Origin of the sequence: Mesorhizobium sp. LNHC209A00, from assembly GCF_000502915.1 — a bacterium.
GTDB lineage: Bacteria > Pseudomonadota > Alphaproteobacteria > Rhizobiales > Rhizobiaceae > Mesorhizobium.
Window position 1 is genome coordinate 31,351 of the sequence record NZ_AYWT01000005.1, and the last position, 18,742, is coordinate 50,092.

Here is an 18,742-nt window from a genome sequence, read left to right on the forward strand (position 1 = left end):
GGTTTTCTGGCTTTGACGCGGTGCAAAAAGAGCATTAGAAACCGGCTGTCCGAAGTCGCAACGGGAAGCGGCAATGCCGCATTTCCACCTGAGCGGCAGACGCCGAACTGGGGCAGCCATGAGCAAATCACCAGCCACCCAAGCCAGACGCGCAAGGCCGCTGTCGCCGCACCTGAGCGTGTACCGGCCGCCGATCACCATGACGATGTCGATCATCCATCGCATCACCGGGGGCGCGCTTTACTTCGGCACGCTGCTGGTTGCCGCCTGGCTGATGGCGGCGGCATCCTCGCAGCCGGCTTTCGATTGGGTGAACTGGGCCTTCGGCACCTGGCTCGGGCGGCTGATCCTGTTCGGCTATAGCTGGGCGCTGATGCATCACATGCTCGGCGGTGTCCGCCATCTGATCTGGGACACCGGCGCCGGGCTTGAAAAGCACGCCGCCTCGAGGATCGCCTGGGCGACGCTTGCCGGCTCGATTCTGCTCACGCTGCTGATCTGGGTCGCCGGCACCATGGCGCGGGGAGCTTTGTGATGAGTGCGAAGAACACCGACATGCGCACCCCGCTGGCCAGGGTGCGCGGCCTGGGCTCTGCCCGCGAAGGCACCGGGCATTTCTGGCGCCAGCGATTGACGGCGATCGCCAACATCCCGCTGATCCTGTTTTTCACCGGGTTCCTGATCGCGCTCAACGGCGCCGGCTATGCACAGGTGCGGACAGCGCTCGCCAACCCGTTCGTGGCATTGGTCATGGCCCTGGTGCTCATCTCGCCGCTCTACCATATGCGGATCGGCATGCAGGTGATCATCGAGGACTATGTGCATGGCGAAGGCATGAAGCTGGCGCTGATCGCCCTCAACACATTCTTCACCATAGCGGTCGGCGTCGCTTCGCTCTTCGCCCTGCTGAAACTGGCATTCGGAGGCTGAAGTCTTGGCCCAGGACACGAAATCAGCCAACACATCAGGCTATACCTTTGTCGATCACAAGTTCGACGTGGTCGTCGTCGGCGCCGGCGGCGCCGGGCTTCGCGCCACGCTTGGCATGGCCGAACAGGGCCTGCGCACCGCCTGCATCACCAAGGTGTTCCCGACCCGCTCGCACACGGTTGCCGCGCAAGGCGGCATCGCCGCGTCGCTGTCCAACATGGGCCCGGATTCCTGGCAGTGGCACATGTACGACACCGTCAAGGGCTCGGACTGGCTGGGCGATGTCGATGCAATGGAATATCTGGTGCGTGAAGCCCCGGCCGCCGTTTACGAACTCGAACATTACGGCGTTCCGTTCTCGCGCACCGAAGAGGGCAAGATCTACCAGCGGCCGTTCGGCGGCCACATGATGAACTATGGCGACGGGCCGCCGGTGCAGCGCACTTGTGCGGCCGCCGACCGCACCGGCCATGCCATCCTGCACACGCTCTACGGCCAGTCGCTGAAGAACAACGCGCAGTTCTTCATCGAGTATTTCGCGCTCGATCTGATCATGGAACCGGACGGCACCTGCACAGGCGTCGTAGCGTGGAATCTGGACGACGGCACCATCCACCGCTTCTCGGCCAAGATGGTGGTGCTGGCGACCGGCGGCTATGGGCGCGCCTATTTTTCGGCGACCTCGGCGCACACCTGCACCGGCGACGGTGGCGGCATGGCGGCGCGGGCGGGGTTCCCGTTGCAGGACATGGAGTTCGTGCAGTTTCACCCGACCGGAATCTATGGCGCCGGCTGCCTGATTACCGAGGGCGCGCGCGGCGAGGGCGGCTATCTCGTCAACTCCGAGGGCGAACGCTTCATGGAGCGCTACGCACCGTCGGCCAAGGACCTCGCCTCGCGTGATGTCGTCTCGCGCTGCATGACGCTGGAAATTCGCGAGGGCCGCGGCGTCGGCAAGGCCAAGGACCACATCTTCCTGCACCTCGATCATCTCGATCCGGCGGTGTTGCACGAAAGGCTTCCAGGCATTTCGGAGTCGGCGAAAATCTTCGCCGGCGTCGACCTGACCAAGGAGCCGATCCCGGTGCTGCCGACGGTGCACTACAATATGGGCGGCGTGCCGACCAATTATTGGGGCGAGGTGCTCAATCCAACCGCGGACAACCCCGACCGGGTCTCGCCCGGCCTGATGGCGGTCGGCGAGGCCGGTTGCGCTTCCGTGCACGGCGCCAACCGGCTTGGCTCGAACTCGCTGATCGACCTTGTGGTGTTCGGCCGCGCCGCGGCGATCCGCGCCGGCCAGGTCATTGACCGCAAGGCGGCGATCCCGTCGCCCAACCAGGCTTCGGTCGACAAGATCATGGATCGCTTCGACCGGCTCCGCCACGCCAACGGCTCGACGCCGACGGCTGTCCTTCGTGAAAAGATGCAAAAGGCGATGCAGGAAGATGCCGCGGTGTTCCGCACGCAGGAATCGCTCGAAAGCGGCTGCAAGCGTATTTCGGAAATCTGGACCGAGCTCAAGGATCTCAAAGTCTTCGACCGCTCGATGATCTGGAACTCGGACCTGGTCGAGACTCTGGAACTGGAAAACCTGATGGCCAACGCCATCACCACCGTCTATGGCGCCGAGGCGCGCAAGGAGAGCCGTGGCGCGCATGCTCGGGAAGATTTTTCCGCACGCGACGACGCCAACTGGCGCAAGCATACGCTCGCCCATCTCAGCGAGGACGGCACGGTGACGCTGACCTATCGGCCGGTGCACACCGAACCGCTGCTGGCCGAAAAGGACGGCGGCATCAGTCTGGCCAAGATTGCGCCGAAGGCCAGGGTGTACTGAGGATGGCGACGGCGGCGGGATATTCCGGTACGCCCCTTGCGGCCAAGCTCGGCCTGAAGGATGGGATGATTGCCGCCTTCATCGCACTGCCGCCCGAACTCGCGGACCTCGCCGAGGCTGTCGATTTTGCCTACGTCGACCGGCTGGCCGATTGGTCCGACATTTCAGGCGCTGTGCTGAAATACGACGCCGTCCACGCCTTCACGAGACAGCGCGCCGAGATCGAGGAGCGCCTCGGCGCACTCGAGACGGCGATCAAGCGCGACGGCATGGTCTGGGTTTCCTGGCCAAAGAAGGCCTCGAAAGTGGCCACCGACGTCACCGAGGGCGTTGTCCGCGCTGAAGCGCTCAAGCTCGATCTTGTCGACGTCAAGGTCGCCGCCGTGAACGAAATCTGGTCCGGGCTGAAGCTCGTCATCCGAAAGGACCTGAGGTAATGGTCGAACTCACACTCCCAAAGAACTCGAAGGTCCAGCAGGGCAAGACCTGGCCGAAGCCGGAGGGCGCCACCAATCTCAGAGAATACCGCATCTATCGCTGGTCGCCGGACGACGACGAGAACCCGCGCATGGACACCTATTTCGTCGACATGGACGATTGCGGGCCGATGGTGCTCGACGCGCTGCTGTGGATCAAAAACAAGATCGACCCCACGCTGACCTTGCGCCGCTCCTGCCGCGAAGGCATTTGCGGTTCCTGCGCCATGAACATCGACGGTTCGAACACGCTCGCCTGCACCAAGGGCTGCGACGACATATCGGGCGCGGTCAAGATCTACCCGCTGCCGCATATGCCCGTGATCAAGGACCTGGTGCCCGATCTTACCAATTTCTACGCCCAGCACGCCTCCATCGAGCCATGGCTGAAGACGGTGTCGCCAACGCCGGCCAAGGAATGGTTGCAGAGCCACGAGGACCGCGAAAAGCTCGACGGGCTCTACGAGTGTATATTGTGCGCCTGCTGCTCGACCTCGTGCCCGAGTTACTGGTGGAACGGCGACCGCTATCTCGGCCCGGCGACGCTGCTGCAGGCCTATCGCTGGCTGATTGACAGCCGCGACGAGGCCAAGGGGGAACGGCTCGACAATCTCGAAGACCCGTTCCGGCTCTATCGCTGCCACACCATCATGAACTGCGCGCAGACCTGCCCGAAGGGGCTCAATCCCGCGAAGGCGATCGCCGAGATCAAGAAGATGATGGTGGAGAGAAGGGTTTAGTCCGGCAGCACGGAGGACGCTGTCCCGCCAAACTCGAAAGCATAGCCAATCTCATGAGCGAAGACCTTCCCACCCTCTCTCCTGCCGAAGCCCGCGTGCTCGGCTGCCTGATCGAGAAGAAAGAGCTGACGCCGGACGTCTATCCGCTGACGCTCAATGCCGCACTTGCCGCCGCCAACCAGAAGACGGCGCGTGAGCCGGTCATGGCGCTGGAACAGACGGAGGTGCATAGGGCGCTGAAACTGCTTGAGCAGAAGGGACTTGTACGGCAGATGTTCGGTTCGCGCGTGGAGCGCTACGAGCATCAGATGGCGCAGCGTTTCTCGCTGACCACGCCGCAGACCGCGTTGCTCGGTCTGCTCTTGCTGCGCGGACCTCAGACGGCACATGAGCTCCTGGCGCGCGCTGAGCGCATGGCGCGGTTTTCATCGATCGAAGACCTGCGCGGCGAACTCGACATGCTGATCGGCCGCCGGCCGCCATTGGTCCAGGAAATCCCGCGCAGGCCGGGCCAACGCGAGGACCGCTACGTGCATCTCCTCGGCGGTCCGGTGGATGTTGCCGTCCTCTCGGCTCAGCGCAGTGCGCCGGCCGCGCCGGCCTCCAATCTGGAAGCGAGGTTGGAGGCGCTGGAGCAGGAAGTCGCGGCCCTTCGCGCCCGGCTTGACGCGCTGGGCGGTTGAGGCCGCCAATCCGAGACGTCGACGGGATGGCCCCCTCTGTCCTGCCGGGCATCTCCCTCACGATGGGCCAGATTGGATGCTGCAACCGCTTCCGCCAATCTCCGATGCAGAAACGCCGGCCCCGGAGCCGGCGTTTGTCACTTCAGGCCAAACCCTTCAGCCAAGCCTGGCGTCGAGCGAAACCTTGATCGCGCCGAGCGCTTGAGAGACCGGGCATTCCGCCTTGGCCTTCTCGGCCAATTCCTTGAACTTCGCCGCATCGATGCCGGGCACCTTGCCGACCAGGGTGATGGCGCTGCCGGTGATGCCGGTGCCGGGAACCAGCGTCACCACGGCCTTGGCGTCGAGTTCTTGCGCCGGCGTGCCGTTTTCGGCGAGGAAATGCGAGAGCTGCATGGCGTAGCAGCCGGCATGGGCGGCCGCGATCAGTTCTTCCGGATTGGTGCCGGATTTGCCGCTTTCGTCCTCGAAGCGCGCCTTGAACGAATAGGGCGTACCCTTCAGGGTTCCGCTCTGCGTGTCGAGCGTGCCCTTGCCCTCTTTCAAATTGCCTTTCCAGACGGCGTTTGCGGTGCGGTCCATGAAGTCCTCCTGGGTTGTCGTGAACTTGTCCTGGGTGAGCCAGCGTCCGGCCAACTATAGCGCGGACGTGGGCGAAGACCACTGCGCTGTTTGGACCACGGCACGATGACGGCCTTTTCCGCCGAAAAAATACCCATGCAAAAATGTCGGCTTCCATCCGGGCCGCTCGTCCTGCGGGCGGCCACGGGATTTGTGGCCGGATGGAGGTTCACATGGACAATCTGTTTTTCGCGCTGTGGAAGAGGCCAGGCCGCGGGCCTGAGCGACAGGAGGACTTCTGGCTGGACCCGCCGGCGTCCGGCCTCGGCAGGCTGCTGGCGGCCCTTGCCATCATCACGGTCGCGGCATGCCTTCTCGACCATGCGGCAACGGTCGCGGGCAAGGCTGACATGGTTGTCGCCGCAGCCTATGGTTTGTCACAAGAAGGAAGCTCGAGATGAAATATGTCTGCCTGGTCTATGGTGAGGAAAAAGACCTGCATGCGCTGACCGCCGAGGGTGCCGCCAAGCTCGATGCCGACTCGCTGGCCTATGACAGGTCATTGGATCAACAAGGCAAGCTGATCATCGCGCAGGCACTGCAATCGGTGAAGACGTCGAAGACCGTACGGCGGCGCAAGGGCAAGCAGCTGATCACCGACGGGCCGTTCGCAGAAACGAAGGAGCAGTTGCTCGGTTTCGTCATGATCGAAGCGCAGGATCTCGACGAGGCGCTGGACATCGCCAGTGAGATTCCCCTGGCCGAAATCGGCACGATCGAGGTGCGCGCGATCTACAACGTGCCGGGGTCATAATTCCCTGTCATGCGCTCACTTGGAAACCAGTACGTTCTGTTGAGCGAACGTCCCGTCTTGCCGGGGCTCAATTCTTGCGTGTTGAAGCAAGCCACGAGTTCTCCTATCGTCGCCCCAAGACTTTAGGGGATTTGGACATGCCTTTCCTGATTGCTGTCCTTGGCGTGCTCGGAGCGGCGGCATTGTGGTGGTACCGGATGAAGGCGATGAACGACGCCGCGCGGGAGGTCGCCGAAGTCGTCGGGCGCGTTCAAGGCAACATCAGGCGCAAGAAGCTGCGCAAGCAGGCCGCACTCTCGCCGCTGACGGCGATCGATGATCCGGTCGTGGCGGCCGCGACGCTGATCACCGCGATCGTTTCGGAAGATGGCCCTGTTCTGCCGCGGCGCGAGGCCGTCATTCGCGAGGTGATTTCGCAGATCGCGGCCGGGCCGAAGAAGACCGACGAGGCGGTCGTCTACGCCAAGTGGGCCGCGTCGCAGATAGACGACACCACCATCGTCATCGACAAGCTGGCGCCCTTCCTGCGCGAACGCCTCGACCCGAACGAACGGGACGATCTGCTGCAAATGCTGAACCGGGTGGCTCAGGGCGGAGAGCAGAGCCTTAAGATACCCGACCAGCGCATGCTGCGACTGCGCCAGAAGCTTGGTTTTGAAGTGAACTGAGATCGCCTCGGCGATTGGCGCGAAACTCCCGCCTCATAGTCATCTACAGCGGAGCAAGGAGCGGAGCGACGCGGCGCAGGCCACAGCCCGCGACGTTAAGTCAGCGAGACGATCAGATCGCCTCGCCCTTTAGCAACCTCGGCGTGCCGGACGACAGTCCCGATGCCTGGCGGATGAAGAACTCCTTCAGCCGTGGCATACGCTCGACGAGACCGAGACCGATGTCGCGGACGGTGCGCAGCGGGGTGATGTCGTTGGAAAACAGCCGGTTCAGCACATCGGTCGTGATGCCCATCTGCACGGTGTCGAAACGCCGCCATTGCTGGTAGCGTTCCAGCACGTCGAGCGCGCCGATGTCCTGACCTAGCCGGTCGGCCTCGACGATCACCTCGGCAAGAGCGGCCACATCCTTGAAGCCGAGATTGAGGCCCTGGCCGGCGATCGGATGGATGCCGTGGGCGGCATCGCCGGCAAGCGCTATGCGCGGTGCCACGAAGGCGCGCGCGATGGTGAGACCCAGCGGCCAGGCGCGCGGCTTGTCGGCGACGCGGATCTCTCCAAGCTTCAGCCCAAAACGCTGTTCAAGTTCGTGTTCGAAGACGAGATCGTCGCCTTCGACGAGCGTTTTCGCATCTTCCGCCCGTTCGACCCAGACGATCGACGAGCGGTTGGTGCCGTCCTCGCCGGGTGTCAGGGGCAGCGTGGCGAACGGGCCGGCGGGCAGAAAATGCTCTTCGGCGCGGCCGTTATGCGGGCGTTCATGTGCCACGGTGCAGACGATGCCGGACTGACCATATTCCCACTTGACCGTCTTGATGCCGGCCATGTCGCGCAGTTTGGAATTGACGCCATCGGCGGCAACGAGCAACCGCGTCTCCAACGTGGCGCCGTCGGCCAGATGCACTGACATGCCGGCCCCATCGGTCTCAAAGCCTTGCACCGCCACGCCTTCGATGATGTCGATGCCGAGCTTTTCGGCTTTGGCCCGCAAGGCGCCGTTCAACGCCCTGTTGGCGACCATATGCGCGAAGGGCTCACCCGGCGCCACCTCGCCGCCGAAGGTCAGGAAGACCGGGCGCACCGGATCGGCGCTGCGTGAATCGGTGATGATCATCTCGGTGATCGCCTGCGCCTTCGGCGCGATCTCGGCCCAGATACCGAGCTGGTCGAGCATGCGGCACGCCGCCGCGGCGATGGCGGAAGCGCGGCCATCCCTTTCCCAGGAACCGGCGGGCGCCGCGTCGACCAGCGCCACGGCGAGGCCCGGGCGGGCCTGTTTCAGCGAGACCGCGGCGGCTAGGCCGACATAGCCGGCACCGGCGACGAGGACATCGAGCCCGGATCTGGCCTTGGCGTCCGCCTTGCGTTCCATTGTCTTGGCTCCTTGCGTGCCGACGGGCCTGCGCCCTTGCTTGCGGCCTTGACGGCTCGTTCTTCCTGTCGGAAACCGCCATAGCAATTTTGCGGCGAGGTCACAAAACATGACGGCGGCGATCGACGAGCTTCTGCGCATTCTCGACCTCGAGAGGCTGGAACACAATCTGTATCGTGGTCGCAGCCCCCAGGTGGAGTGGCAGCGCGTGTTCGGCGGCCAGACCATCGCGCAGGCGCTGGTGGCGGCGCAGCGAACGGTGGAGCCGGACCGTTTCGTGCATTCGCTGCATGGCTATTTCATGCGCCCCGGCGACATCAAGGTGCCGATCATCTACGAGGTCGATCGCATTCGCGACGGCGGTTCCTTCACCACGCGGAGGGTGCTGGCAATCCAGCACGGACAGGCGATCTTTTCGCTGGAAGCTTCGTTCCAGGTCGACGAGAAGGGGCTCGAGCACCAGTTCGCGCTACCTGACGACGTGCCGCCGCCGGAAGGGCTGAAGACGCAGCGCCAACTGCTCGAAACGGCCGACCGGGTGCCGGAGGCGGTTCGCCGTTTCTGGGCGCGCGAGCGACCGCTGGAACTGCGGCCAGTGAACCTCCAGCACTATGAAAGCCGCGACAAACTGCCGCCCCGGCAGAATGTTTGGATCCGACTTGCCGGGCCGGTTCCCGACGACCGCGCGCTGCAGTCGGTGCTGCTCGCCTACCTCTCCGACATGACGCTGCTCGACACCTCGACCTTCGCCCATGGGCGCGGTCTGTTCGATCCCGACATCCAGGCAGCCAGCCTCGACCATTCGATGTGGTTCCATCGGCCGCATTCGCTCGACGGCTGGCTTCTTTATGCGCAGGACAGTCCGTCGAGCTCGGGATCGCGCGGTTTCAGCCGCGGCACGCTGTATGCCCGCGATGGCACGCTGATCGCCTCGATGGCACAGGAAGGGTTGATCCGGCTCAAGCGTTGAGCATTCGTTGTTTTCTTTGAGCAAGATTCTTTGCGAAAGCCGATTCCATTTTCCTGATCATGCTCAAAGCCGGCAAATTAGGCAATTTCGCAAAAATGCTTAAATTTTGAGCACGTGGCGCGCCGCATACGCACACAGCTATTAATGACTGTCGCTCCATTCTTTTTGTTTACAACAGCTTAACACCCTGCTTCGGCACTTGGCACGGAGCTTGAATCCTTGGGAGCACTCTCCGGCTCTTTGGGATCGGTGAAGTCGTGCAAACGCGGGGCACCGCAACAGCAAAGGGTGAACCTTATGAAAATCGTGATGGCAATCATCAAGCCGTTCAAGCTGGACGAGGTACGCGAAGCGCTTACCGCCGTCGGCATCCAGGGCCTGACCGTCACCGAAGTCAAAGGCTACGGGCGTCAGAAGGGGCATACGGAAATCTATCGGGGGGCGGAATACGCGGTCAGCTTCCTGCCGAAGATCAAGATCGAAGTCGCGGTCGCGGCCGACATGGTCGACAAGGCCGTCGAAGCGATCACAGCCGCTGCCAAGACCGGCCAGATCGGCGACGGCAAGATCTTCGTTTTCGGCATCGACCAGGCGGTGCGCATCCGCACCGGCGAAACAGACAGCGACGCGCTCTGAGCGGCGAACACGTATTCCAATGGAGAGTTCAATGAATATTCCTTCCACCTTGAAGACGACGGGACGGGCGGCCCTTCTGGGCACGCTCGCTCTCGCAGCGCTGGGCAGCGTCGCCGCCTTCGCGCAGGAAGCCGCACCCGCTGCCGCTGCAGCGGCACCTGCTGCCGCGCCCACCCCGGTTCTCGATACCGGCAACACCGCCTGGATGCTGACCTCCACGGCGCTGGTGCTGATGATGACCATCCCGGGCCTAGCGCTGTTCTACGGCGGCATGGTGCGCAAGAAGAATGTGCTCGCCACCGTCATGCAGAGCTTCGCCATCACCTGCTTGGTGACGGTGCTATGGTTCATGTTCGGCTATTCGCTGGCATTTTCCGACGGCGGCGGCATGAATGCCTATCTCGGCGGCACCTCGAAATTCTTCCACCACGGCATCACCACCGCCAGCCTGTGGCTGCCGGGTGTGGCCAACATCCCTGAATTCGTCTTCTCGATGTTTCAGATGACCTTCGCCATCATCACGCCGGCGCTGATTGCCGGCGCCTTCGCCGAACGCTTCAAGTTCTCGGCACTGCTGATCTTCATGGCGCTGTGGCTGCTGATCGTCTACGTGCCGATCGCGCATTGGGTCTGGGGTGGCGGCTTCCTCGGTACGGCTGGCGTGCTCGACTTCGCCGGCGGCACGGTCGTTCACATCAATGCCGGTGTCGCGGGCCTCGTCTGCGCTCTGGTTCTCGGCAAGCGCGAAGGCTATGGCACCACCAACATGGCGCCGCATAACCTTGTCTATTCGGTCATTGGCGCATCGCTGCTGTGGGTCGGCTGGTTCGGCTTCAACGCCGGTTCGGAACTGGCGGCCGACGGCCTTGCCGGTGCCGCCATGCTCAACACCCAGGTTGCCACCGCCGCCGCGGCACTGGCCTGGATGTTCGCCGAATGGATCATCGCCAAGAAGCCTTCCGTGCTCGGCATCATCTCGGGCGCCGTCGCAGGCCTCGTCGCGGTGACACCGGCTTCCGGTTTCGTCAACCCGACCGGCGCCTTCATCGTCGGCATCGTCGCTGGCGTCGTCTGCTACCTCTCGGCGGTCAAGGTGAAGCACATGTTCGGCTATGACGACTCGCTCGATGCCTTCGGCGTGCATGGCGTCGGCGGCGTGGTCGGCGCTCTGCTGACCGGCGTGCTTGCCGACCCTGCGATCAACAGCCTCTCGTCGGGCGCTTCGCTCGGCAAGCAGATCTACGGTGTCGCCGTCACCATTATTTGGACGGCGGTTGCCACCTTCGTCATTCTCTACGTCGTCAAGGCGCTGGTCGGCCTGCGTCCGACGACCCAGGAAGAGGTCGAAGGCCTCGACATCTCTCAGCATGGCGAAGTGGTGCCGTAAGGCATCCTTGCCAACGGGGCCGGCGGAACCCTCCTCCCGCCGGCCCCATGTTTGCCGCGCAGTTCCGGAGGGACCGCGAATCCCTTTTTTCTGGAATTGCTTTGAAAGCATCCCGTCGTGACGCTCCCGCAAGGAGTTCACGCCTTGAGGCCCGGATCGCTCCGGGCCTCTTTTTTTGCAAATTCGTTCTCGCTTCGTCCAAGTCCGCGCAATCACGTTCGCGTGAAGAAGCTTTTCGAGGAAACATCGACCGCTCTGTCGCCGAACTCAGGAGGCGATCGTCGTTTTGACGCTCTTGTTTTTGAAACAGGGAAGGAATTTTTCTCATGAACCTCAAGAATGTCTGCCTCGGGGCACTCGCACTTTCCATGGTCAGCGGCTTTGCATTTGCCGGCGCGCTGGACGAGCCGGACAACATGGCGCCGTTCTTCACCGATTCCAGCATGAAAACCATGAAGCCGATGGAGGAATTCAAGGCAGCTTTCATGGCCATGCCGAAGGAGAAGCAGGACGCCATGAGGAAGGAATGCCAGGACGCGGCGATGAGCAAGCCGCACGCCGAGTTCTGCGCCAATGTGAAAATGCTCGGCGGCAGCAAGTAGCACGCTGCCCGACCCAACGAATGGATGGCGGGCAAGGGCGCCCGCCATTTTTCATTGGTCCGGCCACTGGTAGATGTCGGTGCCAAAAAGGGCGGTCGCCCCCGCTCTTATAGTTAATGCGCCCTTAACCTTCCCACGCCTAGTCTGGCATCCGAATCTGCCGGAGTGCGTCATGCGCTCCTGCCAGGCAATCACTGACGAGGAAGAGCATGCGTTCAGGGGCTTCAGCACCGCTCGCGCTGACCGATACGGGGCACGGCATCCAGGCATTCGCGCGGCGCCAGGTCGGCCGGCTGATCGGCACTGGCCTGTTCGCGTTCACGGCCTTCGCCGTCGCCAGCCTCGCGACCTGGAACGTCGCCGATCCCAGCTTCTCGCACGCCACCGCCAACACCGTCACCAACGCCATGGGCTATGCCGGCGCGGTGTTCTCGGACCTCGCCATGCAGTTCTTCGGCCTTGCCGCGGTCGCCGCGCTGGTTCCGGCGGTGATCTGGGGATACCTCCTGTTTTCGGCGCGCGGTGTCGACCGGCTGCCCAGGCGCGGGCTGTTCTGGTTCGGTTTCGCGCTGCTGGCCGCCGCCATCGCCGGCTGCATCGTTCCGCCCAAGACCTGGCCCCTGCCCACCGGCCTCGGCGGCGTCTTCGGCGACATGGTGCTCAAGATCCCCGGTGTCCTCATCGGCGGCTATCCGAGCGGGCTGGTGGCCAGCGTGCTCGCCATAGTGCTGGCTGCGCCCGCGCTCTGGCTGTTCGCCTATGGCGCCGCGCTGCTCGGGCGCAAGAACGGCTTCGCCGTGATGGAAGAACCGGCCGCCGCGGACCCGCGCGAGGACGAGCTTCTGTTCGACAATGACGAGGACGAGGGCGACGAGGGCATACTGGCGCTGGGCGCCATCACCCATTGGTGGCTTTCATTCCGCGCGTGGATGCATCGTCGCGCGGTGCGCCGCAGGCAGGAGCACGACGAGTTCGAACCGGAGATGGAGCCGCGCGCCAGCGCCTGGCGCCGCGCCGCCGAACGCGTCGAGTCGGCCGAGTTCGCCGAGCAGCGCATGAGCCATGACGGCCGCGCCCGTGTCGAACCGGAATTCTTCGCCGCCATGGTCAACGACCGCAGCGTCTCCGTCGACCCGGACGACGACGATGTCTTCGGCCGCGACGACGTGGATATGGATTTCGATGACGAGCCCGTCGCCCAGCGGCGCGCTCAGACCAAGGTCCAGCAGTTCCGTTCCGATGCCGCCACCCGGGTGGAGGCGCCGGCGGCGAGACCCGTGCCGGGCGCGCGCGTCCAACGCGAGGCGCAAACCTCGCTGATCGGCTCCGACAGGTTCGAAATGCCGTCGCTGCATTTCCTGTCCGAACCGAAGAATGTCGCGCGCGACCCAAGTCTTTCCAAGGACGCGCTGGAACAGAATGCGCGCCTGCTCGAAGGCGTGCTGGAGGATTTCGGCGTCAAGGGCGAGATCATTGCCGTTCGCCCGGGTCCGGTCGTCACCCTTTACGAACTCGAACCCGCGCCGGGCATCAAGTCGTCGCGGGTCATCGGCCTTTCCGACGACATCGCCCGTTCGATGAGCGCGATCGCTTGCCGCGTCGCCGTGGTGCCGGGACGCAACGCCATCGGCATCGAATTGCCCAACGCCAAGCGCGAAACGGTTTACCTCCGCGAGATCATGGCCAGCCGCGACTTCGAGACGACCAAGGCCAAGCTGGCGCTGGCGCTGGGCAAGACGATCAATGGCGAGGCCGTCATCGTCGACATCGCCAAGATGCCGCACGTGCTGGTCGCCGGCACCACCGGTTCGGGCAAGTCGGTCGCCATCAACACCATGATCCTGTCGCTGCTCTACCGGCTCACCCCGCAGGAGTGCCGGCTGATCATGATCGATCCGAAAATGCTCGAACTCTCCGTCTATGACGGCATCCCGCATCTTCTGACGCCCGTCGTGACCGACCCGAAGAAGGCGGTGGTGGCGCTGAAATGGACCGTGCGCGAGATGGAGGACCGCTACCGCAAGATGTCCAAGGTCGGCGTGCGCAACATCGACGGCTTCAACGCCCGCGTGCAGCAGGCCGAGAAGAAGGGCGAAAAGATCTCGCGCACCGTGCAGACCGGCTTCGACCGCCAGACCGGCGAGGCGATCTACGAGACCGAGGACCTTAATCTCGAGCCAATGCCCTATATCGTCGTCATCATCGACGAAATGGCCGACCTGATGATGGTCGCCGGCAAGGACATCGAAGGCGCGGTGCAGCGGCTGGCGCAGATGGCGCGTGCGGCCGGCATCCACGTCATCATGGCGACGCAACGTCCGTCGGTCGACGTCATCACCGGTACCATCAAGGCCAATTTCCCGACCCGCATCTCCTTCCAGGTGACGTCCAAGATCGACAGCCGCACCATTTTGGGCGAGCAGGGCGCCGAGCAGCTGCTCGGCATGGGCGACATGCTCTACATGGCGGGCGGCGGCCGCATCCAGCGCGTGCACGGGCCGTTCGTCTCTGACGACGAGGTCGAGAAGATCGTCGGGCACCTGAAGCTGCAGGGCGTGCCGGAATATCTCGACGCCATCACCGAGGACGACGGCGAGGACGACGACGAGCCGTCCGGCAAGGGCGGTTCGGGCGGCGGGGGGGGCGGCAATTTCGAGGATTCCGACGACCCTTATGATCAGGCGGTTTCGGTGGTGCTGCGGGACGGCAAGGCCTCGACCAGCTACATCCAGCGGCGTCTGGGCATCGGCTATAACAGAGCTGCCTCGATCATCGAGAAGATGGAAAAGGAAGGCATTGTCGGCCCGGCCAACCATGCCGGAAAACGCGAAATCCTGGTGCCGACCGAAGACGACAAGTTCTGACAGTGGAGAGTTCGCGGCAACTTTGAACCTTTTGGCGCGTTCACCGACTGAGCAGCGATCGCCTCGCCAAACTTCAGCCCAACTGGGGGTTCACGACAGCGACCAAATCAGGAACCGGACGAGAGTGACCGATATGAAAAACGATCTTTCAGCGCTCAGCGATTTTGCCCCGACACGCCGCCAATTGCTCGGCCTCGGCCTGGTGTTCGCGGGTGCCGCCGCCCTCAACGTGGTGCCCGGATTCGAGTTGCTCGCCTCGGCACAAGCGGCCGTACCGGCGGCGGCACAGAAGATCGCCGACCATTTCTCGGCGGTCAAGTCGATGAGCGGCGAATTCGTGCAGTTCGGTCCCAAGGGCGAGCAGACCGGCGGAAAATTCTTCCTGGAACGGCCGGGCAAGATCCGCTTCAACTACGACGGGTCTTCGAATTTCCGGGTGATTTCCGACGGCAGATCGGTTGCCATACTCAACAAGAAACTGAACACGTCGGACCTTTATCCGCTGTCGAAGACGCCGCTGAAGCTGCTGCTCGACGACCACATCGACCTCTCCGGCAACCGCGTCAAGAGCGTCAAGGAAGAAGACGACCTCACAACCATCCAGCTTTCCGACAAGTCGGTTTTCGGCAACGCGCGGATCACCATGATGTTCGACCCGAAAACCTATGATCTGCGGCAGTGGACGATCACCGACGCGCAGGGCAAGGACACGACGGTGATGATCTTCAACACCAAGGAAGGCGTCAGCTTCGCGCCCGATACCTTTGCCATCGACTATACGGCCAATCGCGAGCTGAACACCAAGACGCGGTAGGCCCGCCGATATAGCCAGGCCTGTAGCGGAGCGGGCTGGCTTGTTTTTGCGGCGCGCGACTGGCAGTAGAATGGCGATCTCTTGCCGGACCCCCTCCGCATGCCCTTTTCGATCGCCACCTGGAATATCAACTCCGTGCGCCTGCGCATGCCGATTGTCGAACGCCTGCTCGATGAGTACGCGCCCGATGTGCTCTGCCTGCAGGAAACCAAGGTCCCGGACGAGCTGTTTCCCGAAAAAGCCTTTCGCAAGGTCGGCTATCCCTACATCGCATTCCATGGCCAGAAGGGCTATCACGGCGTGGCGACGGTGGCGCGGCGGCCGATCGAGGTGGTCGAAAAGCGCCGCTTCTGCGACATCGAGGACAGTCGCCACTTGTCGGTGACGGTACAGGCCGGAGGCAAGACCATCCTGGTGCACAATTTCTACGTGCCCGCGGGTGGCGACGAGCCGGATCCCGAGATCAACAGGAAGTTCAGGCACAAGCTCGATTTCGTCGCCGAGATGAACGCCATCCGGGCCGAACACGGCGAGGTGTCGGCGTCGGTGCTGGTCGGGGACCTCAACATCGCGCCGCTGGAGCATGATGTCTGGTCGCACAAGCAATTGCTCAACGTGGTCAGCCACACGCCGGTAGAGACCGAAAGCTTCGAGGCGATGCGGCGCGCCGGCGGCTGGGTCGACCTGATGCGGCACAACGTGCCATCGGAGCAGAAGCTCTATACCTGGTGGAGTTATCGGGCGCAGGATTGGGAGGCGTCCAACCGCGGCCGGCGGCTCGACCATGTCTGGTCGTCGGCAAACCTGGTGCCCAGTTTTGCCGGCTACGAGATCCTTAGAGCCGCCCGTGGTTGGGACCGGCCGTCGGACCATGTGCCAGTTATTGCCCGGTTCGATCTGGGTTAGGGTGTATCGATATTCGGGTGAAGCCGGCCTGCAAACGGCGGCTTCCTGAGCTTCCGGTGTTCACGTACTTCAAGGACGCTCCGCTCCGGTTCTCGGAATCCACCGTCTTCGCCCCGGCTTGACCTGAATCGCGACCCCTACGACGCCAAATGCCAGGTCAACCCGAAAAGCGTGGGGCCAATTCCTCGATGCGTCGGATCATGTCGTGAAATTCCTCGGAGATGCGCTGATGCAGTTTCACCGCTAATTCCGGATACTCCTCCAGGATGCGCCGGAACATCTTGCGGCTCAGCCTTATTACTTCCGAGTCGATTTCGGCCGAGGCGCTGGTCAGCCGGTTGGTATCGGCGATCAGCGCCAGCTCGCTGAGCATCGTGCCGGGGCCGACCTTGCCGATCGGGATGCGCTCGCCATCCTGCTCGCGATAGAGCACGATACGCCCGCTGACCACCACATAGGCCGAGTCGGCCACATCGTCCTCGCGATAAAGCTTGTGGCCGGCCTGCACCAAAGTGGCCTCGGCACCGAAGGCGAGCAGGCGCAACTGTTCCTGCGTGAAGCCCTCGAAAAGCCTCACGGCGGACAGGATGCGGATGTCGTCATCCAGCGCCATCTAGCTGTGTCCCCGAACGGTCAGTCCAATCCCTCCTCTGCGGTACGGTCCCAGAATCCCCCTTCGACAGGATCGTACCCGAAAGCGGCCCCGCCCGAACCGCTCATTTGAATGGTGAAATGTTTAAGGAACCAGCTTGTAGCCGCCGCTTTCTGTCACAAGAATTTCAGCATTGGAAGGATCGCGCTCGATCTTCTGGCGCAGACGGTAGACATGGGTTTCCAGCGTGTGCGTGGTGACGCCGGAATTGTATCCCCACACTTCCTCCAGCAGCACGTCGCGCGTCACCACCTTCTGGTCGGCGCGATAGAGATACTTGATGATCGAGGCCTCCTTTTCCGTCAGCCGCACCTTGCCGCCGCGCTGATCGATGAGCAGTTTCTGGCTGGGCTTGAAGGTGTAGGGGCCGACCGAGAAGGTCGCGTCCTCGCTCTGCTCATGCTGGCGCAGCTGTGCCCGGATGCGGGCAAGCAGCACCGCGAACCGGAACGGCTTGGTCACATAGTCGTTGGCGCCGGCCTCGAGACCCAAAATCGTGTCCGAATCGGTGTCGTGGCCGGTCAGCATGATAATGGGGGCCTTGTAGCCGCCCTTGCGCAGGATTTTCACCGCTTCTCTGCCGTCCATGTCGGGCAGGCCCACATCCATGATGAGCAGGTCGATGAGCCCGCCGCGCGCAGCGGTGACGCCTTTTGCCGCAGTCGCTTCCTGCAGCACATCGAATTCCTCGTAGAGGGACAGTTGCTCGACCAGCGTGCCGCGCAGGTCGTCATCGTCATCGACGATCAGGATGGTACGTGAGGTCATGGATCAATCCGTTGTTTTGAAAAGTGAATTCAGTTGACCGCTGCGTATTTATGCGGAAGCTGGCCGGCACAATAGCCGATCACAGTGATTTGTTCCGTGGCACGATCATACAAGAAAAAACGCGATCGCAATGCAGCCGGCGCAATTTTGGCAAAACGGCTGCGCGTGCTGACCGTGCGGGCTAGGCCCGGCCATCCAAGCCAAGGGCTGCTGCAGGCCGGCAAAACGGTGTTTGCGTGCGCGCTGGGGCGCGGCGGCATCTCGGCCGGCAAGCGCGAAGGCGACGGCGCCACGCCGCTCGCCTCGATGCGCATCCTAGCGGGCTATTTCCGGGAGGATCAGTTTGCCGCCGGCCGCAGAACGCGCCTGGCGATGGCGCCGATCGGGCCGCACCTCGGCTGGTGCGAAGTGCCGGACGACCGCAACTATAACAGGCCGGTCAAGATTCCCTACGGCGCCAGCCACGAACGCATGCGGCGCGACGACCGGCTCTATGACGCCTGCCTGGTGCTCGACTGGAACATCGCGCCGCGCCGGCGCGGGCGCGGCAGCGCCATCTTCTTCCACCTGGCGCGTCCCGGCTTCACGCCGACGGAAGGCTGCGTGGCGGTAACCGCGCGCACGATGGCGCGGCTCTTGCCGCTCCTGTCGGACCGGACAGTGGTAAGGGTGGTGAGATAGGGGGAATAGGGAAGTCTTGGCGGCAGCAGACACGCTAAAGTCGCATCATCCTACTCCCATGCTCGCTTATCCCTTCCTATTCCGCTGCCAGCCGATGTCGAGAAGGCCCAACCGGCCTGTCTCGCGGTCCATGGCCCGGGCGATGTCCCTGCGGGCGGCCCCGACATCGCGCAACTGGCGATCGGAGAGGTCCTCGACGTTCTGGTGGGGAAGGTTGATCTCGTAGGGAAGGTTGATCGCGACCCTGGCCTGCCGCAGCCAGGTACGGGCAGCCGACATCCAGTCTGGCCGGGCGATGTATGCAGGGCGAAGAGCGATGTGAGACATGAGGTGATCCGTATTCTCCGGACATCAAATCCGGTTTGATGGTGTCTTTGA

At 63.2% G+C, this 18,742-nt stretch carries 22 protein-coding genes; 17 read left to right on the top strand and 5 right to left on the bottom strand.

The window, feature by feature from the left end:
• Positions 1-118: 118 nt before the first annotated feature.
• Genes sdhC through X739_RS151130 form a run of 6 tightly spaced genes read left to right on the top strand, consistent with a single transcriptional unit; the run spans position 119 to position 4,669 of the window.
• The gene (gene sdhC, locus X739_RS151155; protein WP_023794795.1) at positions 119-535 is read left to right on the top strand and encodes a succinate dehydrogenase, cytochrome b556 subunit; all 417 of its coding nucleotides are present in this window, start codon (positions 119-121) and stop codon (positions 533-535) included.
• Complete coding sequence (gene sdhD, locus X739_RS151150; RefSeq protein ID WP_023784142.1) at positions 535-930, top strand: succinate dehydrogenase, hydrophobic membrane anchor protein; 396 nt, start codon at positions 535-537, stop codon at positions 928-930. The genes sdhC and sdhD overlap by 1 nt, the downstream gene beginning before the upstream one ends.
• 4 nt (positions 931-934) lie before the next feature.
• The gene (gene sdhA, locus X739_RS151145; protein WP_023794796.1) at positions 935-2,770 is read left to right on the top strand and encodes a succinate dehydrogenase flavoprotein subunit; all 1,836 of its coding nucleotides are present in this window, start codon (positions 935-937) and stop codon (positions 2,768-2,770) included.
• Between the two features lie 2 nt (positions 2,771-2,772).
• On the top strand, positions 2,773-3,207 hold the full coding sequence (locus X739_RS151140; protein WP_023771887.1) for a hypothetical protein: 435 nt from the start codon (positions 2,773-2,775) through the stop codon (positions 3,205-3,207).
• Complete coding sequence (locus X739_RS151135; RefSeq protein ID WP_023771886.1) at positions 3,207-3,986, top strand: succinate dehydrogenase iron-sulfur subunit; 780 nt, start codon at positions 3,207-3,209, stop codon at positions 3,984-3,986. The genes X739_RS151140 and X739_RS151135 overlap by 1 nt, the downstream gene beginning before the upstream one ends.
• A gap of 53 nt (positions 3,987-4,039) precedes the next feature.
• Positions 4,040-4,669, top strand: coding sequence for a DUF480 domain-containing protein (locus tag X739_RS151130; RefSeq protein WP_023794797.1), 630 nt, complete (start codon positions 4,040-4,042; stop codon positions 4,667-4,669).
• Positions 4,670-4,825: 156 nt separating this feature from the next.
• Here X739_RS151130 and X739_RS151125 read toward each other — a convergent pair whose 3' ends face one another.
• The gene (locus X739_RS151125; RefSeq protein WP_023771884.1) at positions 4,826-5,251 is read right to left on the bottom strand and encodes an OsmC family protein; all 426 of its coding nucleotides are present in this window, start codon (positions 5,249-5,251) and stop codon (positions 4,826-4,828) included.
• A 212-nt stretch (positions 5,252-5,463) separates the two neighbouring features.
• Between X739_RS151125 and X739_RS151120 the strand changes: the two genes are divergently transcribed.
• The 3 genes from X739_RS151120 to X739_RS151110 all read left to right on the top strand — a co-directional run bounded on the left by X739_RS151120 (position 5,464) and on the right by X739_RS151110 (position 6,712).
• Complete coding sequence (locus X739_RS151120; protein WP_023771883.1) at positions 5,464-5,691, top strand: hypothetical protein; 228 nt, start codon at positions 5,464-5,466, stop codon at positions 5,689-5,691.
• A complete protein-coding gene (locus X739_RS151115) occupies positions 5,688-6,044 on the top strand; it encodes a YciI family protein (RefSeq protein WP_023794798.1) in 357 nt (118 codons plus the stop codon). Before X739_RS151120 ends, X739_RS151115 begins: the two co-directional genes overlap by 4 nt.
• A gap of 137 nt (positions 6,045-6,181) precedes the next feature.
• Entirely contained in the window at positions 6,182-6,712 is a 531-nt protein-coding gene (locus X739_RS151110; RefSeq protein WP_023784146.1) for a hypothetical protein, read from the top strand.
• Between the two features lie 112 nt (positions 6,713-6,824).
• Here X739_RS151110 and X739_RS151105 read toward each other — a convergent pair whose 3' ends face one another.
• The gene (locus tag X739_RS151105; protein WP_023771880.1) at positions 6,825-8,084 is read right to left on the bottom strand and encodes a ubiquinone biosynthesis hydroxylase; all 1,260 of its coding nucleotides are present in this window, start codon (positions 8,082-8,084) and stop codon (positions 6,825-6,827) included.
• Positions 8,085-8,193: 109 nt separating this feature from the next.
• Between X739_RS151105 and tesB the strand changes: the two genes are divergently transcribed.
• The 7 genes from tesB to X739_RS151070 all read left to right on the top strand — a co-directional run bounded on the left by tesB (position 8,194) and on the right by X739_RS151070 (position 16,263).
• Positions 8,194-9,054: an acyl-CoA thioesterase II gene (tesB, locus tag X739_RS151100; protein WP_023771879.1), complete on the top strand. Its 861-nt coding sequence runs from the start codon at positions 8,194-8,196 to the stop codon at positions 9,052-9,054.
• Positions 9,055-9,351: 297 nt separating this feature from the next.
• Positions 9,352-9,690 carry a P-II family nitrogen regulator gene (locus tag X739_RS151095; RefSeq protein ID WP_015315049.1) on the top strand — a complete coding sequence of 113 codons (339 nt, stop codon included), beginning with the start codon at positions 9,352-9,354 and terminating at the stop codon, positions 9,688-9,690.
• A gap of 31 nt (positions 9,691-9,721) precedes the next feature.
• Complete coding sequence (locus X739_RS151090; protein WP_023784148.1) at positions 9,722-11,077, top strand: ammonium transporter; 1,356 nt, start codon at positions 9,722-9,724, stop codon at positions 11,075-11,077.
• Positions 11,078-11,403: 326 nt separating this feature from the next.
• Entirely contained in the window at positions 11,404-11,679 is a 276-nt protein-coding gene (locus X739_RS151085; protein WP_023771878.1) for a hypothetical protein, read from the top strand.
• A 209-nt stretch (positions 11,680-11,888) separates the two neighbouring features.
• On the top strand, positions 11,889-14,543 hold the full coding sequence (locus tag X739_RS151080; RefSeq protein WP_023784150.1) for a DNA translocase FtsK: 2,655 nt from the start codon (positions 11,889-11,891) through the stop codon (positions 14,541-14,543).
• Positions 14,544-14,676: 133 nt separating this feature from the next.
• A complete protein-coding gene (locus X739_RS151075) occupies positions 14,677-15,357 on the top strand; it encodes an outer membrane lipoprotein carrier protein LolA (RefSeq protein WP_023771877.1) in 681 nt (226 codons plus the stop codon).
• A 99-nt stretch (positions 15,358-15,456) separates the two neighbouring features.
• Positions 15,457-16,263 (top strand): exodeoxyribonuclease III, encoded by an 807-nt coding sequence (locus X739_RS151070; RefSeq protein ID WP_023771876.1) that lies wholly within the window; start codon positions 15,457-15,459, stop codon positions 16,261-16,263.
• A 157-nt stretch (positions 16,264-16,420) separates the two neighbouring features.
• Here the strand turns inward: X739_RS151070 and X739_RS151065 are convergent, their stop codons facing one another.
• Together X739_RS151065 and X739_RS151060 are read right to left on the bottom strand one after the other, a co-directional pair.
• Positions 16,421-16,876 (bottom strand): cyclic nucleotide-binding domain-containing protein, encoded by a 456-nt coding sequence (locus tag X739_RS151065; RefSeq protein WP_023771875.1) that lies wholly within the window; start codon positions 16,874-16,876, stop codon positions 16,421-16,423.
• 123 nt (positions 16,877-16,999) lie between these two features.
• Positions 17,000-17,683 (bottom strand): response regulator transcription factor, encoded by a 684-nt coding sequence (locus X739_RS151060; protein ID WP_015315056.1) that lies wholly within the window; start codon positions 17,681-17,683, stop codon positions 17,000-17,002.
• Positions 17,684-17,827: 144 nt separating this feature from the next.
• Between X739_RS151060 and X739_RS151055 the strand changes: the two genes are divergently transcribed.
• Positions 17,828-18,364, top strand: a complete 537-nt coding sequence (locus tag X739_RS151055) for a L,D-transpeptidase (RefSeq protein ID WP_198019203.1) — start codon at positions 17,828-17,830, stop codon at positions 18,362-18,364.
• A 66-nt stretch (positions 18,365-18,430) separates the two neighbouring features.
• On the opposite strand, the gene X739_RS151050 is transcribed toward X739_RS151055, so the two are convergent.
• Positions 18,431-18,691 (bottom strand): hypothetical protein, encoded by a 261-nt coding sequence (locus X739_RS151050; protein ID WP_023771873.1) that lies wholly within the window; start codon positions 18,689-18,691, stop codon positions 18,431-18,433.
• Between the last annotated feature and the right edge of the window lie 51 nt (positions 18,692-18,742).

Coding starts and splice junctions, on each gene's coding strand:
- X739_RS151120 (WP_023771883.1), top strand. CDS start 5,464: ATGGACAATCTGTTTTTCGCGCTGTGGAAGAGGCCAGGCCGCGGGCCT.
- X739_RS151060 (WP_015315056.1), bottom strand. CDS start 17,683: ATGACCTCACGTACCATCCTGATCGTCGATGACGATGACGACCTGCGC.
- X739_RS151110 (WP_023784146.1), top strand. CDS start 6,182: ATGCCTTTCCTGATTGCTGTCCTTGGCGTGCTCGGAGCGGCGGCATTG.
- sdhC (WP_023794795.1), top strand. CDS start 119: ATGAGCAAATCACCAGCCACCCAAGCCAGACGCGCAAGGCCGCTGTCG.
- X739_RS151070 (WP_023771876.1), top strand. CDS start 15,457: ATGCCCTTTTCGATCGCCACCTGGAATATCAACTCCGTGCGCCTGCGC.
- X739_RS151105 (WP_023771880.1), bottom strand. CDS start 8,084: ATGGAACGCAAGGCGGACGCCAAGGCCAGATCCGGGCTCGATGTCCTC.
- X739_RS151125 (WP_023771884.1), bottom strand. CDS start 5,251: ATGGACCGCACCGCAAACGCCGTCTGGAAAGGCAATTTGAAAGAGGGC.
- X739_RS151140 (WP_023771887.1), top strand. CDS start 2,773: ATGGCGACGGCGGCGGGATATTCCGGTACGCCCCTTGCGGCCAAGCTC.
- tesB (WP_023771879.1), top strand. CDS start 8,194: ATGACGGCGGCGATCGACGAGCTTCTGCGCATTCTCGACCTCGAGAGG.
- X739_RS151085 (WP_023771878.1), top strand. CDS start 11,404: ATGAACCTCAAGAATGTCTGCCTCGGGGCACTCGCACTTTCCATGGTC.
- X739_RS151075 (WP_023771877.1), top strand. CDS start 14,677: ATGAAAAACGATCTTTCAGCGCTCAGCGATTTTGCCCCGACACGCCGC.
- sdhD (WP_023784142.1), top strand. CDS start 535: ATGAGTGCGAAGAACACCGACATGCGCACCCCGCTGGCCAGGGTGCGC.
- X739_RS151090 (WP_023784148.1), top strand. CDS start 9,722: ATGAATATTCCTTCCACCTTGAAGACGACGGGACGGGCGGCCCTTCTG.
- X739_RS151115 (WP_023794798.1), top strand. CDS start 5,688: ATGAAATATGTCTGCCTGGTCTATGGTGAGGAAAAAGACCTGCATGCG.
- X739_RS151095 (WP_015315049.1), top strand. CDS start 9,352: ATGAAAATCGTGATGGCAATCATCAAGCCGTTCAAGCTGGACGAGGTA.
- X739_RS151050 (WP_023771873.1), bottom strand. CDS start 18,691: ATGTCTCACATCGCTCTTCGCCCTGCATACATCGCCCGGCCAGACTGG.
- X739_RS151135 (WP_023771886.1), top strand. CDS start 3,207: ATGGTCGAACTCACACTCCCAAAGAACTCGAAGGTCCAGCAGGGCAAG.
- X739_RS151065 (WP_023771875.1), bottom strand. CDS start 16,876: ATGGCGCTGGATGACGACATCCGCATCCTGTCCGCCGTGAGGCTTTTC.
- X739_RS151080 (WP_023784150.1), top strand. CDS start 11,889: ATGCGTTCAGGGGCTTCAGCACCGCTCGCGCTGACCGATACGGGGCAC.
- X739_RS151130 (WP_023794797.1), top strand. CDS start 4,040: ATGAGCGAAGACCTTCCCACCCTCTCTCCTGCCGAAGCCCGCGTGCTC.